This is a genomic window from Pseudomonas sp. AP3_22 TE3818 (assembly GCF_053628995.1).
This window is the reverse complement of record NZ_JBRJHL010000001.1, coordinates 6,052,554-6,070,105: the sequence shown is the minus strand read 5'-3', so window position 1 is coordinate 6,070,105 and position 17,552 is coordinate 6,052,554. Positions and strand designations below refer to the sequence as shown.

The window sequence follows — 17,552 nt, the reverse complement described above, 5'->3', positions numbered from 1 at the left end:
ATTAGGTAAAACGGCCGCGAGTTTAGCACGCCCGGCCACCGGCCTAGGCTAAACTGCGCAGCATTGCTTAGGAGCCGAACATGCAAAATCCGCAGAACCTGATCTGGATCGACCTGGAAATGACCGGTCTGAACCCTGATACCGACGTCATTATCGAAATGGCCACCATCGTCACCGACAGTGACCTGAACACCCTGGCCGAAGGCCCGGTGATCGCCATTCACCACAGCGACGAAATCCTCGCCGGCATGGACGAGTGGAACACCCGTCAGCATGGCGGTTCCGGGCTGACCCAGCGGGTTCGCGATAGCCGTATCAGCATGGCCGAAGCCGAAGCCGAAACCATCGCCTTCCTGGAGAAGTGGGTGCCGAAGGGCAAATCGCCGATCTGCGGCAACAGCATCTGCCAGGACCGTCGCTTCCTTTATACCCACATGAAATCCCTGGAAAGCTATTTCCACTACCGCAACCTCGACGTGTCCACGCTCAAAGAGCTGGCGGCGCGCTGGGCACCGGACGTGCGTGACAGCTTCAAGAAGGGCAGCACCCACCTGGCGCTGGACGACATCCGCGAATCCATCGCCGAGTTGCAGCATTACCGCAAGCATTTCATCAAGGCCTGAGCTTGAAACCCGACATGTGGGAGCTGGTTTGCCAGCGAAGAGGTCCTTGAGGACGCCATCGCCGGCAAGCCGGCTCCTACAAGTAGCGGCGCCCTCTTTTGGTGCTTCGGCGAAGTCAGTAGACTGCGCGCCTTTTCGCAAGGACCGCCACCATGTTGCTGATGCTCTACCTGATCGCCATCACCGCCGAAGCCATGACCGGCGCCCTGTCTGCCGGGCGTCGTGGCATGGACTGGTTTGGCGTGGTGCTGATCGCTTGCGTCACGGCGCTGGGGGGCGGCTCGGTGCGCGATGTGCTGCTCGGGCATTACCCGCTGACGTGGGTCAAACACCCGGAATACCTGGTGCTGACCACGGCTGCGGCGATGATTACCGTGTTCACGGCACGCTGGATGCGGCATTTGCGCTCACTGTTTCTGGTGCTCGATGCCATGGGGCTGGTGGCCTTCACCCTGATCGGCTGCATCACCGCCCTGGAAATGGGCCATGGCATGTTGGTCGCCTCGGTCAGCGGCGTAATCACCGGAGTATTTGGCGGCATCCTGCGGGACATTTTCTGCAACGATATTCCGCTGATCTTCCGGCGTGAGCTGTACGCCAGCGTCTCGTTTGCGGCGGCGTGGTGCTACATGCTCTGTCTGTACCTGAACTTGCCAGGGGAACAGGCGATTCTGATCACCCTGTTCGGCGGGTTCCTGTTGCGCTTGTTGGCGATCCGTTTCCACTGGGAAATGCCCAAGTTCGTCTACAACGACGAAGCCTGACGCCGCTCCTACACGAGGCCGTGTTGTTTCAGGGCCCACTCGACGTGTTCGCGGACCAGTTCGGACGGATGCTCGCGCCGCGCCTTCAACGCCTCCAGCACCGGAATCGTCGAAGGCGCATTGCCCAGGCCTACCGCCAGGTTGCGCAACCAGTTTTCGTAACCGGTCCGACGCAGCGGCGAGCCTTCGGTGCTGCTCAGGAATTTCTCCTCATCCCACATGAACAGTTCCGCCAGTTCGGCGTTGTCCAGGTTGTGCCGCGGCTTGAAGTCGCTTTCACCGGACGGGCGGGCGAAGCGGTTCCAGGGACAGACAATCTGGCAATCATCGCAACCGAACACCCGATTGCCGATCAGCGGTCGCAGGTCTTGCGGGATCGCGCCTTTGAGTTCGATGGTCAGGTAGGAAATGCAGCGCCGGGCATCCAGCACATAAGGGCCGACGAAAGCATGGGTCGGACAGATGTCGAGGCAGGCACTGCAGCGACCGCAGTGTTCGGTGGCGTGGGGCGGGTCTACCGGCAGTGGCAAGTCAACGAACAGCTCGGCGAGGAAGAAATAACTGCCTGCCTTGCGATTCAACACCAGGGTGTTTTTGCCAATCCAGCCCAGGCCGGCCTGTTCGGCGATGGCTTTTTCCAGCACTGGTGCACTGTCGACAAAGGCACGGAAACCAAACGGGCCGATTTCTGCCTGAATCCTGTCCGCCAGTTGTTGCACGCGCTTGCGAATCAATTTGTGGTAATCGCGACCCAGGGCATAACGCGAGACGTAGGCTTTTTCCGGCTGGGCGAGCATTTTCGCCATGTGGGTGTCGCCCGCCAGGTAGTCCATGCGCAGCGAAACCACGCGCAAAGTGCCGGGCACCAGCTCCTCCGGGTGTGAGCGTTTGCTGCCATGGGCGCCCATGTAATCCATCTCGCCGTGGTAGCCGGCGGCGAGCCAGCGCTCCAGGTGTTGCTCGTGCTCGCCCAGGTCGAGGCCGCTGATGCCGACTTGCTGAAAGCCCAGCTCGCGGCCCCAGTCCTTGATGGATTGGGCGAGGGCAGGCAGGTCTGTGGTAATAGCGGGCATGATGCGAGAGAAACCGGAGCTGAGGTGCGTATAATTCTGCCAGACATCGGAGCCCGAAGACGCATGCCGCACACTAAAGATGAATTACCCGACGCGCTGTACAGTGCCGCGCAAGTGCGAGCACTCGACGCGAGCCTGATCGCCGCCGGCACACCGGGCTTCGAATTGATGCAGCGCGCGGCGCGGGCGACGTGGCGGGCGCTGGTGCGGCAATGGCCGACAGCGAACGAACTGACTGTACTCACCGGCCATGGCAACAACGCCGGGGACGGGTATCTGGTGGCCGTGTTGGCCCTGCGCGCAGGATGGTCCGTCCGGGTGTTGGCGGTCGGAGATCCGCAGCGCCTGCAGGGGGACGCGGCCTTGGCCCATGCCGAGGCGGTGTCTGAAAAAGTGCTCATCGAACCCTGGACCGCACAATCCGGATTGCGCGGCATCGTCCTGGATGCTTTGCTCGGCACCGGCCTGAGCGGCGAGGTGCGCGAGCCGTATGCCAGCGCGATCACCGCAATCAATGTGAGCGGGCTGCCGGTCGCGGCGGTGGATATTCCTTCAGGACTGTGCGCCGATACCGGTCGCATCCTCGGCCTGGCGGTGCAGGCCGACCTGACAGTGACGTTCATCGGCTTGAAATTGGGATTGTTCACCGGCGAGGGGGCGGATGTGGTCGGCGAATTGCTGTTCAACGACTTGCACGCAGACCCACAGTTGATAGAAGGCGCTGCTTTCACCGCCCGTCGCCTGACTGCGGCTAACCTGCCGCGTCCAGCGGCGCGGGCACCGGCTTCCCACAAAGGCAGATTTGGCCATGTGTTGCTGATTGGCGGCGATCGCGGGTTCGGTGGCGCGGTCCTGCTGAGCGCGCAAAGTGCGCTGCGCAGCGGGGCGGGCATGGTGTCGGTGGCGACCCGCAGCGAACATGTCGCGGCCGCACTGGCGCGGATTCCCGAGGCGATGGTGCTGGGGACTTCCTCGGCCAATCAATTGATGGATTTGCTGCAAAAGGTTTCCGTGTTGGTGGTCGGTCCGGGGCTGGGGCAGGCGGGTTGGGGGCGCAGCTTGTTGTCGGCCGCTGCTAACGCAGCGTTGCCGCAAGTCTGGGACGCCGATGCGCTGAACCTGTTGGCCGAGGAGCGTGCGAGTTTGCCCAAGGGGTGCGTGATCACCCCGCATCCGGGCGAAGCGGCGCGTTTGCTCGGAATGAGTACGGCGCAGGTTCAAGCCGACCGACCGGCAGCGGCCCATGCATTGAGCAAGAAATATTCGGCGGTCGTGGTGCTCAAGGGGGCCGGCAGTCTGATCGCCAGTCCCGATGGGCGGCTGGCCGTCTGTCATCAGGGCCACCCGGCGATGGCTACTGCCGGGTTAGGCGATGTACTGGCCGGTTTGCTCGGCGCATTGCTGGCCCAGGGCATGGAACCCTTCGATGCGGCCTGCCTGGCGGTCTGGCTGCACGCCAATGCCGGCGAGCAACAAGGAAAATTCGGCCGTGGGCTGGCGGCCAGTGATCTGATTCCAGTCATTCGTCAGTTGTTGGAGGAGCAAGCACCGTGTCTGAAGTAACCCTGTACCTGGCCGATGAGCAGGCCATGAGCGACTTTGGCGCACGCATTGCCCGAATCACCCAAGGCCATGGCCTGATCTTCCTCGAGGGTAACCTGGGGATGGGCAAAACCACGTTGTCCCGAGGCATCATTCGCGGCCTGGGGCATGTCGGGGCAGTAAAAAGTCCGACCTTCACCTTGGTAGAGCCCTACGAGATTGGCGACATTCGCGCCTTCCATTTCGATTTGTACCGTCTGGTCGATCCGGAAGAGCTGGAGTTCCTCGGTATCCGCGACTATTTCGAAGACGACGCCCTGTGTTTGATCGAGTGGCCCGACAAAGGTGCAGGCTTTTTGCCAAAGCCGGACCTGACCATTACCATTAGCCCGCAAGACAGCGGGCGTTCGCTGAAAATTTTATCCCAGGGCTCGCGTGGCGAGGCCTGGTGTGCCGCTTTGGCATTGGAATCCAAATAAATGATGGGGTTAGGTATGCGCTTTCGCGCGTTGGTTGCTGCCGTAGGGGTGTTGTTTCTGGCGGTGACCGTCGACGCTGTGGCCGATTCGAAGGTCAACAGTGTTCGTCTGTGGCGGGCACCGGACAACACACGTCTGGTGTTTGACCTGACCGGCCCGGTGCAACACAGCGTCTTTACCCTGACCGCGCCGGATCGCCTGGTCATCGACATCAATGGTGCGACCCTCGGTGCGCCACTCAATGTCAACACGTCGAACACCCCGATTACCGCCATGCGCTCGGCTCAACGCACGCCGACCGACCTGCGGGTGGTCATCGACCTGAAAAAGGCGGTGACGCCCAAAAGCTTCTCCCTGGCGCCGAACGCCCAGTACGGCAACCGCTTGGTGGTCGATCTGTTCGATAACGCCGCGGATGCCGCGCCTCCCCCAGCGCCGACACCGTCGGTCGCCACGATGCCCGCCGTGCCGGTCACGCCCGTGGAGCCTGCAATCAAGCTGCCGCCGGCCCCGCCCGGCAAGCGCGACATCATTGTGGTGATCGACGCCGGACACGGTGGCGAAGACCCGGGCGCATCGGGTTCTCGCGGTCAGCGTGAGAAAGACGTGGTGTTGCAGATCGCCCGTGAATTGCAGCGCCAGATCAACGGCATGAAAGGTTTCCGCGCCGAACTGACCCGAACCGGCGATTACTTCATTCCGTTGCGCGGCCGTACCGAAATTGCCCGCAAGAAAGGCGCCGACCTGTTCGTTTCGATCCACGCCGACGCCGCGCCTTCTGCAGCCGCTTTCGGTGCCTCGGTATTTGCCCTGTCTGATCGCGGCGCGACCTCGGAGACGGCCCGCTGGCTGGCTGACAGCGAAAACCGTTCCGACCTGATCGGGGGGGCTGGCAACGTCAGCCTCGATGACAAGGACCGCATGCTCGCCGGCGTGCTGCTCGACCTGTCGATGACGGCATCCCTGACGTCCAGTCTGAACGTTGGCCAGAAGGTGCTGAGCAACATTGGCCGGGTCACGCCTCTGCACAAGCAGCGGGTCGAACAGGCCGGGTTCATGGTGCTGAAGTCGCCGGATATTCCGTCGATCCTGGTGGAAACCGGGTTCATCTCCAACGCCAACGAAGCCTCGAAACTCGCGGCATCGAACCACCAGCAGGCGTTGGCGCGTTCGATCAGCAGCGGCGTGCGCCAGTTCTTCCAGCAGAACCCGCCGCCGGGCACTTACATTGCCTGGCTGCGCGACTCCGGCAAGATCGTACAGGGGCCACGTGACCACCGCGTCAGCCCGGGCGAGACCCTGGCGATGATCGCCGTGCGCTACCAGGTGTCCCCCGCGACCCTGCGCAATGCCAACAACCTGTCGAGCGATGAACTCAAGATCGGTCAACACCTGACCATTCCGGGCACTGAACTGGCGGCCAAAGAATGAATCAGGTCCTGAACAGCGGCGCTCGCATCGAGCTGCTCAGCCCGCGACTGGCGAACCAGATTGCCGCCGGTGAGGTGGTTGAGCGCCCGGCTTCGGTGATCAAGGAGCTGCTGGAAAACAGCCTCGACTCCGGTGCCAGGCGCATCGACGTCGATGTGGAGCAGGGCGGCGTCAAGCTGCTGCGGGTGCGCGACGACGGTAGCGGTATTTCCGCCGATGACCTGCCGCTGGCGCTGGCCCGTCACGCCACCAGCAAGATCCGCAACCTGGAAGACCTCGAACAGGTCATGAGCCTGGGCTTTCGCGGTGAGGCCCTGGCATCGATCAGCTCCGTCGCGCGCCTGACCCTGACCTCCCGCACCCGTGATGCCGATCAGGCCTGGCAGGTCGAGACCGAGGGCCGTGACATGGCGCCCCGCGTGCAGCCTGCGGCGCATCCGGTGGGCACTTCGGTTGAAGTGCGCGACCTGTTCTTCAACACGCCGGCGCGGCGCAAGTTTCTCAAAACCGAAAAAACCGAATTCGATCACCTGCAGGAAGTCATCAGGCGTCTGGCCCTGGCGCGCTTCGATGTGGCGTTCCATCTGCGCCACAACGGCAAGACCATCCTCAGCCTGCACGAGGCCCATGATGATGCGGCCCGTGCCCGGCGCGTGGCGGCGATTTGCGGGCCGGGCTTCCTGGAGCAGGCCCTGCCGATCGAAATCGAGCGCAACGGCCTGCATCTATGGGGCTGGGTCGGCCTGCCGACCTTCAACCGCAGTCAGGCCGACTTGCAGTATTTCTTCGTCAATGGCCGTGCCGTGCGCGACAAGCTGGTGGCCCACGCGGTGCGCCAGGCCTATCGCGACGTGCTATTCAACGGTCGGCACCCGACCTTCGTGCTGTTTTTCGAGGTTGATCCGACCGGGGTCGACGTCAACGTGCACCCGACCAAACACGAAGTGCGCTTCCGTGAAGGGCGCATGGTCCACGATTTTCTCTACGGCACCTTGCACCGTGCCTTGGGCGATGTGCGACCGGACGATCATCTGGCGGCACCGGTTGCCACGGCCACCGTCCGGCCTACCGGCCTCGAAGCCGGTGAATTCGGACCCCAGGGCGAAATGCGCCTGGCCGCCAATGCGCTGCTGGAACAGCCTCAGGCCCAACCGTCGTTCAATGCGCCGGCAGGTTCGGGCGCTGGCGCTGGCGCGGGTTATCAGTATCAATACACGCCACGTCCGCAGTCCGGTGTGCCTGTCGCTGAAGCGCAGGCCGCCTACCGCGAGTTTTTTGCGCCGCTGCCCGAGGCCAATGCCGTCGCGCTGCCCGCCGGGCAGGACGACATCCCGCCGCTGGGTTATGCGCTCGCACAACTCAAGGGCATCTACATCCTTTCGGAAAACGCCCAGGGCCTGGTACTGGTGGACATGCACGCCGCGCACGAGCGGATCATGTATGAGCGTCTGAAGGTGGCGATGGCCAGCGAGGGTCTGAGTGGGCAGCCGTTGCTGGTGCCGGAGTCCCTGGCCGTCAGCCAGCGTGAAGCCGATTGCGCCGAGGAACATGTCGCCTGGTTCCAGCGCCTGGGCTTTGAGTTGCAGCGCCTGGGCCCGGAAACCCTGGCCATCCGACAGATCCCGGCCCTGCTCAAGCAGGCCGAAGCCAACCGGCTGGTGGCGGACGTCCTGGCTGATTTGATGGAATTCGGCACCAGCGACCGCATTCAGGCGCACCTGAACGAGTTGCTCGGGACCATGGCCTGCCACGGAGCGGTTCGGGCGAACCGGCGTCTGGCCCTGCCGGAAATGAATGCCCTGCTGCGTGACATGGAAAACACCGAGCGCAGCGGTCAATGCAACCATGGCCGACCGACCTGGACCCAACTGGGCCTGGACGATCTGGACAAACTGTTCTTGCGCGGTCGTTGATGAGCCAGCTCCCACCTGCGATTTTCCTGATGGGGCCGACCGCCGCCGGCAAGACCGACCTGGCCATCGAACTCACCAAAGTCCTGCCTTGCGAGTTGATCAGCGTCGATTCGGCACTGGTCTACCGTGGCATGGACATCGGCACCGCCAAGCCTTCCAAAGAGCTGCTGGCGCAATATCCGCACCGTCTGATCGATATTCTCGACCCGGCCGAGAGCTATTCGGCTGCGGATTTCCGCCGTGACGCCCTGGAAGCCATGGCCGAGATCACCGCGCGTGGAAAAATTCCGCTGCTGGTAGGCGGCACGATGCTCTATTACAAGGCTTTGCTTGAAGGCCTGGCGGAGATGCCCGCCGCCGATCCGCAAGTGCGCGCACAGATCGAGGAAGAGGCTGCACGCCTTGGCTGGCAAGCCCTGCACGACCAATTGGCAGTGATCGACCCGGTTTCTGCCGCGCGTATTCATCCGAACGATCCGCAGCGTCTGAGTCGAGCACTGGAAGTTTATCGGGTAAGCGGTCAGAGCATGACTGCGCTACGCTTGCAACAATCTGCGCAAAGTACCGAAGCAGCCGCTTCGGGACAGCAACAATTGCCCTATACTGTCGCGAACTTGGCTATTGCCCCGGCAAATCGCCAGGTACTGCACGAGCGAATTAAACAAAGATTCACTTTAATGTTGGAACAGGGATTCATTGACGAGGTCGTAGCCCTGCGTAATAGAGGTGACCTGCATGCCGGGATGCCGTCTATACGTGCAGTAGGCTATCGCCAAGTCTGGGACTACCTGGATGGCAAGCTGACGTCAGCCGAGATGCAGGAGCGTGGAATCATTGCCACGCGCCAATTGGCGAAACGCCAGTTCACCTGGCTGCGCAGTTGGACTGACCTGCATTGGCTGGACAGTCTGGATTGCGACAATCTGCCGCGCGCCTTGAAATACCTTGGGACCATCTCCATATTGAGCTGAGTCCTTGCAATTGCCGTCTATCCTTGGGGGTGTGGCGGCTAAAGCCATCTGTTTACCTATTTTTTTATATTGAATCCTTAAAGGAGTGCGGCACATGTCAAAAGGGCATTCGCTACAAGACCCTTACTTGAATACTTTACGTAAAGAGAAAGTTGGGGTGTCCATCTACCTGGTCAACGGTATCAAACTGCAAGGAACGATCGAGTCGTTCGACCAGTTCGTCATCCTGCTGAAAAACACCGTAAGCCAGATGGTCTACAAGCACGCTATCTCTACAGTGGTACCGGTTCGTCCAATTCGTCTGCCTAGCGCAACCGAATCCGATGCAGGTGACGCTGAGCCAGGTAACGCCTGATAGGAGTCTCCTTTGTTCTTTGAGCGCCACGGTGGTGGTGAGCGAGTGATCCTCGTTCACTTGGATGGACAGGACCCTGAGGCGCGCGAAGATCCGCAGGAGTTTCAGGAATTGGCTAATTCGGCCGGCGCCGAGACCGTTGCGTTTTTTAACGTGCCGCGTCATCGGCCAACCGCCAAATTTCTGATTGGCAGCGGCAAGGTCGAGGAGCTACGCGATCTGGTCCATGCCGAAGAAGCAGACCTGGTCATCTTCAATCACGTCCTCACACCCAGTCAGGAACGTAACCTCGAACGTGTCTTCGAGTGTCGCGTGATCGACCGCACCGGTCTGATTCTCGATATTTTCGCCCAGCGCGCCCGTACCCATGAAGGCAAGCTCCAGGTAGAACTGGCCCAGCTTGACCACATGAGCACCCGACTGGTTCGTGGCTGGACCCACCTTGAGCGTCAGGGTGGCGGCATCGGCATGCGTGGCCCGGGTGAAACCCAGTTGGAAACCGACCGCCGTTTGCTGCGGGTTCGCCTGCGGCAGATCAAGGGCCGGCTGGAAAAAGTACGCAGTCAGCGCGAACAGTCGCGACGCGGCCGTTCCCGTGCGGATATTCCTACCGTGTCCCTGGTGGGCTATACCAACGCCGGTAAATCCACGCTCTTCAATAACGTGACGAAATCCGACGTGTACGCGGCTGACCAGTTGTTTGCCACGCTGGACCCGACCTTGCGCCGTCTGGAACTGGACGACCTGGGGCCGATTGTCCTGGCCGACACCGTGGGTTTCATTCGCCACTTGCCCCACAAGCTGGTCGAGGCATTTCGGTCTACGCTCGAAGAGTCGAGCAACTCCGACCTGCTGCTGCACGTGATCGATGCGGCCGAACCGGATCGCATGTTGCAGATCGAGCAGGTGATGGTGGTGCTGGGCGAGATTGGTGCCCAGGACTTGCCGATCCTCGAGGTCTATAACAAACTCGATTTGCTTGAAGGCGTTGAGCCACAAATCCAGCGCGACGAAAACGGCAGGCCCCAGCGGGTCTGGCTCTCGGCGCGTGATGGCACAGGTCTGGAATTGCTTGAGCAAGCCATTGCCGAGTTGCTGGGCAGTGAATTGTTCGTCGGTACCTTGCGCTTGCCTCAGCGCTTTGCGCGTCTGCGTGCACAGTTTTTCGAGCTGGGCGCGGTACAGAAAGAAGAATACGACGAAGAAGGTGTCAGCTTGCTGGCCGTTCGATTGCCGCGCTCGGAGCTCAATCGACTGGTCAGCCGTGAAGGCGTTGTGCCGACGGAGTTTATCGAGCAACACACTTTGCAATAAAAGCCTGAGAAAGCGGTTGTGCCGTGGTGACAGGCATTCTGTAGCATTGGTCGGCGCGCCGTGGGTGCGTCTTTGCTTTATCAGATGGAGAGCGCTATGGCTTGGAATGAGCCGGGTGGCAACTCGAATAATCAGGATCCTTGGGGTGGCAAGCGTCGTAACAACGGCGACCGCAAGGGGCCACCGGATCTCGACGAGGCCTTCCGAAAGCTGCAGGAAAGCCTGAACGGTTTGTTCGGTGGTGGTAAGAAACGTGGTGGCGACGACGGCGGTGGTCCGGGCAAGAGTGGCGGCTTTGGCGGCCTGCTCGGCATCGGCCTGGTCGTGTTGGCCGCCGTTTGGCTGTACAGCGCGGTTTATGTCGTCGACGAGCAGGAGCAAGCCGTGGTGCTGCGCTTCGGCAAGTACTACGAAACCGTGGGTCCGGGCCTGAATATCTATTTCCCGCCGATCGACAAGAAGTACATGGAAAATGTCACGCGTGAGCGTGCCTACACCAAGCAGGGCCAGATGCTGACCGAAGACGAGAACATCGTCGAAGTGCCGCTGACCGTGCAGTACAAGATCAGCAACCTGCAGGACTTCGTGCTGAGCGTCGATCAGCCGGAAATCAGCCTGCAGCACGCGACCGACAGCGCCTTGCGCCATGTGGTGGGTTCCACCGCCATGGACCAGGTACTGACCGAAGGTCGTGAGTTGATGGCCAGCGAGATCAAGGAGCGTCTGCAACGCTTCATGGACACCTATCGCACCGGTATCACCGTTACCCAGGTCAACGTTCAGAGCGCAGCGGCGCCGCGCGAAGTCCAGGAAGCCTTCGATGACGTGATCCGTGCCCGGGAAGACGAGCAGCGTTCGCGCAACCAGGCCGAAACCTATGCCAACGGCGTCGTGCCGGAAGCCCGTGGTCAGGCCCAGCGCATCCTGGAGGATGCCAATGGTTACCGTGACGAGACCGTCTCGCGTGCCAAGGGTGAGGCCGATCGCTTCACCAAGCTGGTTGCCGAGTACCGCAAGGCGCCTGAAGTCACCCGTCAGCGTCTGTACCTGGACACCATGCAGGAAGTCTTCAGCAACACCAGCAAGGTGCTCGTGACCGGCAATAAGAACGGCCAGAGCAACCTGTTGTACCTGCCGTTGGACAAGATGGTCGAAAGTGGTCGCAACACCAGCACTCCGGTGACCAGTGCGGCAGCCACCAGCAATGAAGCGAATGCGCGTGCGGCAGCTGATCTGCAGCAACAGCAAGCACGTACCAGGGAGAGTCGCTGATGAGCAATAAATCGCTGATCGCCCTTATTGTCGGCGTCGTCGTGGCGATCGCTGCCTGGAACTGCTTCTACATCGTGGCTCAGACCGAGCGTGCGGTGTTGCTGCAGTTCGGTCGCGTGGTCCAGACCGATGTTCAGCCAGGCCTGCATGTGAAAGTGCCTTACGTTAACCAGGTGCGTAAATTCGACGCACGCCTGATGACGCTGGATGCACCGACACAACGCTTCCTGACGCTGGAAAAGAAAGCCGTGATGGTCGATGCCTACGCCAAGTGGCGCGTGAAGGACGCAGAGCGTTACTACACCGCGACTTCCGGCCTCAAGCAGATCGCCGACGAACGTCTGTCCCGTCGTCTTGAATCGGGCCTGCGTGACCAGTTCGGTAAGCGCACCTTGCACGAAGTGGTCTCCGGTGAGCGCGATGCGTTGATGGCGGACATTACGGCTTCGCTGAACAAGATGGCTGAAAAAGAGCTGGGTATCGAAGTGGTCGATGTCCGGGTCAAGACCATCGACCTGCCGAAAGAAGTGAACCGCAGCGTGTTCGAACGTATGAGCACCGAGCGTGAGCGTGAAGCTCGCGAGCACCGCGCCAAGGGTAACGAACTGGCCGAAGGCATCCGTGCCGACGCCGATCGTCAACGCCGCGTGCTGCTGGCTGAAGCCTATCGTGAATCCGAAGAGGTTCGCGGTGACGGCGATGCCCAGGCCGCTGCGATTTACTCCAAGGCCTACGGTCAGGATCAGGAGTTCTACGCGTTCTACCGTAGCCTGCGTGCCTACCGTGAAAGCTTCGCGAACAAATCCGACGTCATGGTCCTCGATCCGAGCAGCGACTTCTTCCACTACCTGGAAAAAGCCAAGCCTTGATACGGCGTTGACCTTATTTATCCCCCCGCCGGGCGGCTAAAACCTCTGGCGGGGTGATCCTTTGGGAAAACGTGTGTATGATGCGGCAGCCGGGAAATTCCCGGCTTTTTTGCGTCTGCGTGTTTGATTGCTGTTTTAAAGCAGATGCCGGGCCGATTGGCTCGACAGTTTTTCGAGGAAAGTGGTTGGCGAAGCCGGTAGAAGGGCTTTTCGCTCCGTCGCTCATGCGCGTGGTTTGTGCGCAAGCCGATCATTTTCTGCTTCACTCAAGGCTCGCCGACAGGCTGGTCGCCCGGAGATAGGGGAAGGCGTAATGGCAACGGTAGACCGCTGGCTTCTGCCAGATGGCATCGAAGAAGTACTGCCACCGGAAGCTGCGCGTATTGAAGTCGCGCGTCGTCAGGTGTTGGATCTGTTCCAGAGCTGGGGTTACGAGTTTGTCGTGACTCCCCATATCGAGTACCTGGAATCCCTGCTGACCGGCGCGGGCCAGGACCTGGATCTGCGCACCTTCAAGGTCATCGACCCGCAATCGGGCCGCCAGATGGGTTTCCGTGCCGACATCACGCCGCAAGTGGCGCGCATCGATGCGCACACCCTGCGTCGTGAAGGCCCAAGCCGCCTGTGCTATGCCGGCAGCGTGCTGCACGCTCAGCCGCGTGCCTTGTCGTCCTCGCGCAGCCCGATTCAACTGGGTGCCGAGTTGTACGGCGACGGCAGCCCGAGCAGCGACGTCGAAGTCATCAGCCTGATGCTGGCCATGCTGCAACTGGCCGATGTGCCGGATGTGCACATGGACCTCGGTCATGTCGGCATCTATCGCGGCCTGGCCCGCGCGGCCGGTTTGTCCGGTGAAGTCGAGCAGCAGTTGTTCGATGCCTTGCAACGCAAGGCCATCGACGAGGTCATTACCTTGACCGAAGGCTTGCCTGCCGATCTGTCGGGCATGCTGCGGGCGTTGGTCGACCTGTGTGGCGGTCGTGAAGTGCTGGCTGCGGCCCGCGAGCGTCTGGCCAAGGCGCCTGCCCCGGTTCTGGCGGCGCTGGACGACCTGCTGGCGATTGCCGAGCGGCTGTCCGTGCGTTTCCCTGAGCTGCCGCTGTATTTCGACCTGGGCGAGCTGCGTGGCTACCACTACCACACCGGTGTGGTGTTCGCCGTGTTCGTGCCGGGTGTTGGCCAGTCCATTGCCCAAGGCGGTCGTTACGACGACATCGGCGCCGACTTCGGTCGTGCCCGTCCGGCGACCGGCTTTTCCACCGATTTGAAAACCCTGGTGACCCTGGGGCGTGCTGAGATCGAGCTACCGTCTGGCGGTATCTGGATGCCTGACAGTACGGATGCGGCACTCTGGCAGCAGGTTTGCCAGTTGCGCAGTGAGGGTCAGCGTGTCGTTCAGGCTTTGCCTGGACAACCTTTGGCCGCCGCCCGTGAAGCGGACTGCGACCGGCAATTGATTCAGCAGAACGGGCTTTGGCAAGTATCGCCACTGGCTTCTTGAGTTTTCCCGCCGGCTGCCGCCGGCACCAAGTTTGCGCGAATGAGGACAAGTGTTATGGGTAAGAATGTCGTAGTCCTGGGCACCCAATGGGGTGATGAGGGCAAAGGCAAGATCGTTGATCTGCTGACCGAACATGCTGCCGCCGTAGTGCGCTACCAGGGTGGCCACAACGCGGGTCACACTCTGGTGATCGATGGCGAAAAAACCGTCTTGCACCTGATTCCGTCGGGCGTGCTGCGCGAAGGCGTGCAGTGCCTGATCGGCAACGGCGTGGTGGTTGCACCTGACGCCCTGCTGCGCGAGATCACCAAGCTGGAAGAAAAAGGTGTGCCGGTGCGCGAGCGCCTGCGTATCAGCCCGTCCTGCCCGCTGATCCTGTCCTTCCACGTTGCGCTGGACCAGGCCCGTGAAAAGGCCCGTGGCGAGCTGAAGATCGGTACCACCGGTCGCGGCATCGGCCCGGCCTACGAAGACAAGGTTGCACGTCGTGGCCTGCGTGTGGGCGACCTGCTCAACATGCCGCGCTTTGAAGACAAGCTGCGTGAACTGGTGGATTACCACAACTTCATGCTGGTGGGTTACTACAAAGAGCCAGCCATCGACTTCGACAAGACCCTGGCCGAGTGCAAGGAATACGCTGAGCTGCTAAAGCCGCTGATGCTGGACGTGACGGCCGAGCTGCACGACCTGCGTCGCGCTGGCAAAGACATCATGTTCGAAGGCGCCCAAGGCTCCCTGCTGGACATCGACCACGGTACCTACCCGTACGTGACCAGCTCCAACACCACCGCTGGCGGCGTTGCTACCGGTTCGGGTGTCGGCCCCATGTTCCTGGACTACATCCTGGGCATCACCAAGGCTTACACCACGCGTGTAGGTTCGGGTCCATTCCCGACGGAGTTGTTCGACGAAGTCGGTGCGCACCTGGCTAAACAAGGTCACGAGTTCGGCGCGACTACCGGCCGTGCTCGTCGTTGTGGCTGGTTCGACGCTGTTATCCTGCGTCGCGCTATCGATGTGAACAGCATCTCGGGCATCTGCCTGACCAAGCTGGACGTGCTCGACGGTCTGGAAACCATCAACATCTGCGTCGGCTACAAAGACGCAGAAGGCAAGGCCGTTGCCCCAACTGATGCTGACAGCTACGTGGGCCTGCAGCCTGTGTACGAAGAAGTGCCGGGCTGGACCGAGTCGACCGTGGGTGCCAAAACCCTGGAAGAGCTGCCAGCTAACGCCCGTGCCTACATCAAGCGCGTTGAAGAGCTGATCGGTGCGCCGATCGACATTATTTCGACGGGCCCGGACCGCAACGAAACCATCGTTCTGCGTCACCCGTTTGCTTGATAAGTCGTTGATGTAAAACACAAAGGCTCCTTAATCGGGGCCTTTGTCGTATTTGTCTGCAGGACGGCATGACCTTTGCTGTAAATATCTTCAAAAGAATGCCATCAAATTAATGGCGTCCAAGTAGAGGGATTCACAGTGTCGGCCGTTCTCTCACTGTTACAAAGCCGTTTGTTGCGGCCCGTGTTCGTTACCCTGGGTATCGCCCTTTTGGTGCAGGTGCTGGTGGCTGTTGCTCTGACCCGGAGCACGGTGACCGCGCTCGAAGCCGATCTGGGCACGCGCCTGGGCGCGGACAGTCAAAAACTTTCCGCCGAGCTCGAGCAAGCCGGGCGTGAAGTCACGTCCAGTCTGGACAGCCTTTCTACCAGCACACGTCAGCGCCTCACGGCCGGTTTGTCCTCGCGTCTTGAGGAAGAGCAGGCGCAATTGCGCTCGACCCTGGAAAAGGACCTGAAGGACTCCGCCAACGATATGGCGCAGCTTCTGGCTTCGGTCGCGCCCCGCGCCATGTGGGACAATGACGTTCCGACGCTGTCCGAATTCGCCCGTCGGGCCCAGCGCAATCCCAATGTGCTGTTCGTGGTGTATGACGACGCAACCGGTCAGCACCTGACGCGCTACCTCAACCGGGAAAACCCGATCAACAAGGCACTGCTGGAAAAGGGCCAAGGCGAGCGGGCGCTCGACAAGGTGCTGGATGCAGCGAAGAACGACCCTTCGGTCTTCTACATCGAGGCCTCGATCAACCCCAATGGCGTGGAAATCGGCAAGGTCCTGATGGGGGTCTCGACGGCTTCCGTGGAGACTGATCTCGCGGCCCTCGACAAGCGCTTCTCGGCCTTGATCGCCAGCAGCGATCAACTGGTCGGCGACAGCCTCAAAGGCGCGGCTGCCGACAGCGCAACGGCGATGCGCGCGCGTCTGCAGTCAGCGCAGTCCACAGCCGCTGAAATGAAAGCCAACACCACCAGCACCGTACAGGAAGCCGCTGCAACATTGCGCTGGCGCATCGGCGTGTGTCTGGCAGTCGTGGGTTTTGGTGTCCTGCTGTTGCTGGCGGTGGTGCTCGGTCGTCGAGTGGTCAATCGCCTGAAAATGCTGATCGTTGCCATGGATGACCTGGCCGCGGGCGAGGGCGATCTGACCAAGCGTGTGCAGATCAACAGCAAGGACGAAATCGGCGACATGGCCTCGGCGGTCAATCGTTTTGTGGATAAGTTGCAGCCGATCGTGCGCGAGGCGGGCGATGTGGCTCAGCGTACCGGCGTCGAGATTGGTGCCATGACCTTGCGCAATGCGGGTGCGGACGCAGCGGCCGGTATGCAGCGCGACGAAGTGGCGGAGAGTTTGCGTGCCCTGTCGCAAATGGCGGATGAGGCTCAGTCGGAAAGCCACGCCATGCAGGCGGCGCTCAAGCAGGTCGTGGAGATTCGTCAGGCCACCGATGAAAACACCCGGACCTCGGCGAAGGTCGGCAGCCTGATCGAGGAGCTGGCGGGGCAGGTCAATACCGGCGCCCAGGTGATCGAGCGTCTGGCGCAGCAAAGCGAGCAGATTGAAGTGGTGTTGACGGTGATTCACGGCATCGCCGAGCAGACCAACCTGCTGGCGCTGAACGCGGCGATTGAAGCGGCGCGTGCTGGCGAGACCGGGCGCGGGTTTGCGGTGGTGGCAGATGAAGTGCGGGCACTGGCGAGCAAGACGCAGAGCTCCACCGGCGATATCCAGGCGCACATCGTGGCGTTGCAGCAGGGTGCGCGCGAGGCGGTCGCGGCAATCGGTCAGGCCGGACGCCAGGCCAACGAAGGTTTGGTGGTGCTGCGTGACAGTGCACGGTTGCAGCAGTCTGTGCAGGCGTCGGTCGAGCAGGTGCATGCGGCGATCGGTCTGGCGACCCAGGCTGCGGCGCATCAGGCGCAGGGTGCACAGGCAGTGCGGGGGCGAGTGCAGACCATTCATGCCCAGGCCGAGAAGGCCGCGCAAGCTGTGGTGGAGACCACGGCGAGCGGTAAGGTGCTGGATGGGTTGGCGGCGCAGTTGAAGGCGAGCCTGGGGCAGTTCAGGGCTTGATTGGTTGCTGGTGCCGGCCCCTTCGCGA

At 61.4% G+C, this 17,552-nt stretch carries 15 protein-coding genes; 14 read left to right on the top strand and 1 reads right to left on the bottom strand.

Features of this window, described 5'->3' with window-relative positions:
* Positions 1 to 80: 80 nt before the first annotated feature.
* Entirely contained in the window at positions 81 to 623 is a 543-nt protein-coding gene (orn, locus tag AB7M25_RS27630) for an oligoribonuclease (protein ID WP_007983969.1), read from the top strand.
* Between the two features lie 152 nt (positions 624 to 775).
* Positions 776 to 1,387 carry a trimeric intracellular cation channel family protein gene (locus AB7M25_RS27625; protein WP_007973246.1) on the top strand — a complete coding sequence of 204 codons (612 nt, stop codon included), beginning with the start codon at positions 776 to 778 and terminating at the stop codon, positions 1,385 to 1,387.
* An 8-nt stretch (positions 1,388 to 1,395) separates the two neighbouring features.
* Here the strand turns inward: AB7M25_RS27625 and queG are convergent, their stop codons facing one another.
* Positions 1,396 to 2,460 carry a tRNA epoxyqueuosine(34) reductase QueG gene (queG, locus tag AB7M25_RS27620; RefSeq protein ID WP_429382521.1) on the bottom strand — a complete coding sequence of 355 codons (1,065 nt, stop codon included), beginning with the start codon at positions 2,458 to 2,460 and terminating at the stop codon, positions 1,396 to 1,398.
* A gap of 63 nt (positions 2,461 to 2,523) precedes the next feature.
* On the opposite strand from queG, the gene AB7M25_RS27615 reads away from it, so the two are divergent.
* From AB7M25_RS27615 to AB7M25_RS27560, 12 genes are all read left to right on the top strand, one after another.
* Positions 2,524 to 4,023 carry an NAD(P)H-hydrate dehydratase gene (locus tag AB7M25_RS27615; RefSeq protein ID WP_429382519.1) on the top strand — a complete coding sequence of 500 codons (1,500 nt, stop codon included), beginning with the start codon at positions 2,524 to 2,526 and terminating at the stop codon, positions 4,021 to 4,023.
* Positions 4,011 to 4,481, top strand: a complete 471-nt coding sequence (tsaE, locus tag AB7M25_RS27610) for a tRNA (adenosine(37)-N6)-threonylcarbamoyltransferase complex ATPase subunit type 1 TsaE (protein WP_007973252.1) — start codon at positions 4,011 to 4,013, stop codon at positions 4,479 to 4,481. The genes AB7M25_RS27615 and tsaE overlap by 13 nt, the downstream gene beginning before the upstream one ends.
* Positions 4,482 to 5,912 (top strand): N-acetylmuramoyl-L-alanine amidase, encoded by a 1,431-nt coding sequence (locus AB7M25_RS27605; protein ID WP_429382517.1) that lies wholly within the window; start codon positions 4,482 to 4,484, stop codon positions 5,910 to 5,912.
* Positions 5,909 to 7,825 carry a DNA mismatch repair endonuclease MutL gene (gene mutL, locus AB7M25_RS27600; RefSeq protein ID WP_429560559.1) on the top strand — a complete coding sequence of 639 codons (1,917 nt, stop codon included), beginning with the start codon at positions 5,909 to 5,911 and terminating at the stop codon, positions 7,823 to 7,825. The genes AB7M25_RS27605 and mutL overlap by 4 nt, the downstream gene beginning before the upstream one ends.
* A complete protein-coding gene (gene miaA, locus AB7M25_RS27595) occupies positions 7,825 to 8,796 on the top strand; it encodes a tRNA (adenosine(37)-N6)-dimethylallyltransferase MiaA (protein WP_104451560.1) in 972 nt (323 codons plus the stop codon). The genes mutL and miaA overlap by 1 nt, the downstream gene beginning before the upstream one ends.
* Before the next feature lie 94 nt (positions 8,797 to 8,890).
* Positions 8,891 to 9,151, top strand: a complete 261-nt coding sequence (gene hfq / locus AB7M25_RS27590; RefSeq protein ID WP_003221112.1) for an RNA chaperone Hfq — start codon at positions 8,891 to 8,893, stop codon at positions 9,149 to 9,151.
* 12 nt (positions 9,152 to 9,163) lie between these two features.
* On the top strand, positions 9,164 to 10,465 hold the full coding sequence (gene hflX, locus AB7M25_RS27585; RefSeq protein WP_104451559.1) for a ribosome rescue GTPase HflX: 1,302 nt from the start codon (positions 9,164 to 9,166) through the stop codon (positions 10,463 to 10,465).
* 96 nt (positions 10,466 to 10,561) lie between these two features.
* A complete protein-coding gene (gene hflK, locus AB7M25_RS27580) occupies positions 10,562 to 11,737 on the top strand; it encodes an FtsH protease activity modulator HflK (protein ID WP_102698659.1) in 1,176 nt (391 codons plus the stop codon).
* Positions 11,737 to 12,606 carry a protease modulator HflC gene (gene hflC / locus AB7M25_RS27575; protein ID WP_007973264.1) on the top strand — a complete coding sequence of 290 codons (870 nt, stop codon included), beginning with the start codon at positions 11,737 to 11,739 and terminating at the stop codon, positions 12,604 to 12,606. Before hflK ends, hflC begins: the two co-directional genes overlap by 1 nt.
* A 313-nt stretch (positions 12,607 to 12,919) precedes the next feature.
* Positions 12,920 to 14,107 (top strand): ATP phosphoribosyltransferase regulatory subunit, encoded by a 1,188-nt coding sequence (locus tag AB7M25_RS27570; RefSeq protein ID WP_007973265.1) that lies wholly within the window; start codon positions 12,920 to 12,922, stop codon positions 14,105 to 14,107.
* A 54-nt stretch (positions 14,108 to 14,161) separates the two neighbouring features.
* Positions 14,162 to 15,451: an adenylosuccinate synthase gene (locus AB7M25_RS27565; protein WP_007973267.1), complete on the top strand. Its 1,290-nt coding sequence runs from the start codon at positions 14,162 to 14,164 to the stop codon at positions 15,449 to 15,451.
* Positions 15,452 to 15,589: 138 nt separating this feature from the next.
* The gene (locus AB7M25_RS27560; RefSeq protein ID WP_116580704.1) at positions 15,590 to 17,524 is read left to right on the top strand and encodes a methyl-accepting chemotaxis protein; all 1,935 of its coding nucleotides are present in this window, start codon (positions 15,590 to 15,592) and stop codon (positions 17,522 to 17,524) included.
* Positions 17,525 to 17,552 lie beyond the last annotated feature (28 nt).

What these genes read in the sequence shown, in the direction of transcription:
- orn (WP_007983969.1), top strand. Translation starts at nt 81, where the DNA reads ATGCAAAATCCGCAGAACCTGATCTGGATCGACCTGGAAATGACCGGT.
- AB7M25_RS27625 (WP_007973246.1), top strand. Translation starts at nt 776, where the DNA reads ATGTTGCTGATGCTCTACCTGATCGCCATCACCGCCGAAGCCATGACC.
- queG (WP_429382521.1), bottom strand. Translation starts at nt 2,460, where the DNA reads ATGCCCGCTATTACCACAGACCTGCCTGCCCTCGCCCAATCCATCAAG.
- AB7M25_RS27615 (WP_429382519.1), top strand. Translation starts at nt 2,524, where the DNA reads ATGCCGCACACTAAAGATGAATTACCCGACGCGCTGTACAGTGCCGCG.
- AB7M25_RS27605 (WP_429382517.1), top strand. Translation starts at nt 4,482, where the DNA reads ATGATGGGGTTAGGTATGCGCTTTCGCGCGTTGGTTGCTGCCGTAGGG.
- mutL (WP_429560559.1), top strand. Translation starts at nt 5,909, where the DNA reads ATGAATCAGGTCCTGAACAGCGGCGCTCGCATCGAGCTGCTCAGCCCG.
- miaA (WP_104451560.1), top strand. Translation starts at nt 7,825, where the DNA reads ATGAGCCAGCTCCCACCTGCGATTTTCCTGATGGGGCCGACCGCCGCC.
- hfq (WP_003221112.1), top strand. Translation starts at nt 8,891, where the DNA reads ATGTCAAAAGGGCATTCGCTACAAGACCCTTACTTGAATACTTTACGT.
- hflK (WP_102698659.1), top strand. Translation starts at nt 10,562, where the DNA reads ATGGCTTGGAATGAGCCGGGTGGCAACTCGAATAATCAGGATCCTTGG.
- hflC (WP_007973264.1), top strand. Translation starts at nt 11,737, where the DNA reads ATGAGCAATAAATCGCTGATCGCCCTTATTGTCGGCGTCGTCGTGGCG.
- AB7M25_RS27570 (WP_007973265.1), top strand. Translation starts at nt 12,920, where the DNA reads ATGGCAACGGTAGACCGCTGGCTTCTGCCAGATGGCATCGAAGAAGTA.
- AB7M25_RS27565 (WP_007973267.1), top strand. Translation starts at nt 14,162, where the DNA reads ATGGGTAAGAATGTCGTAGTCCTGGGCACCCAATGGGGTGATGAGGGC.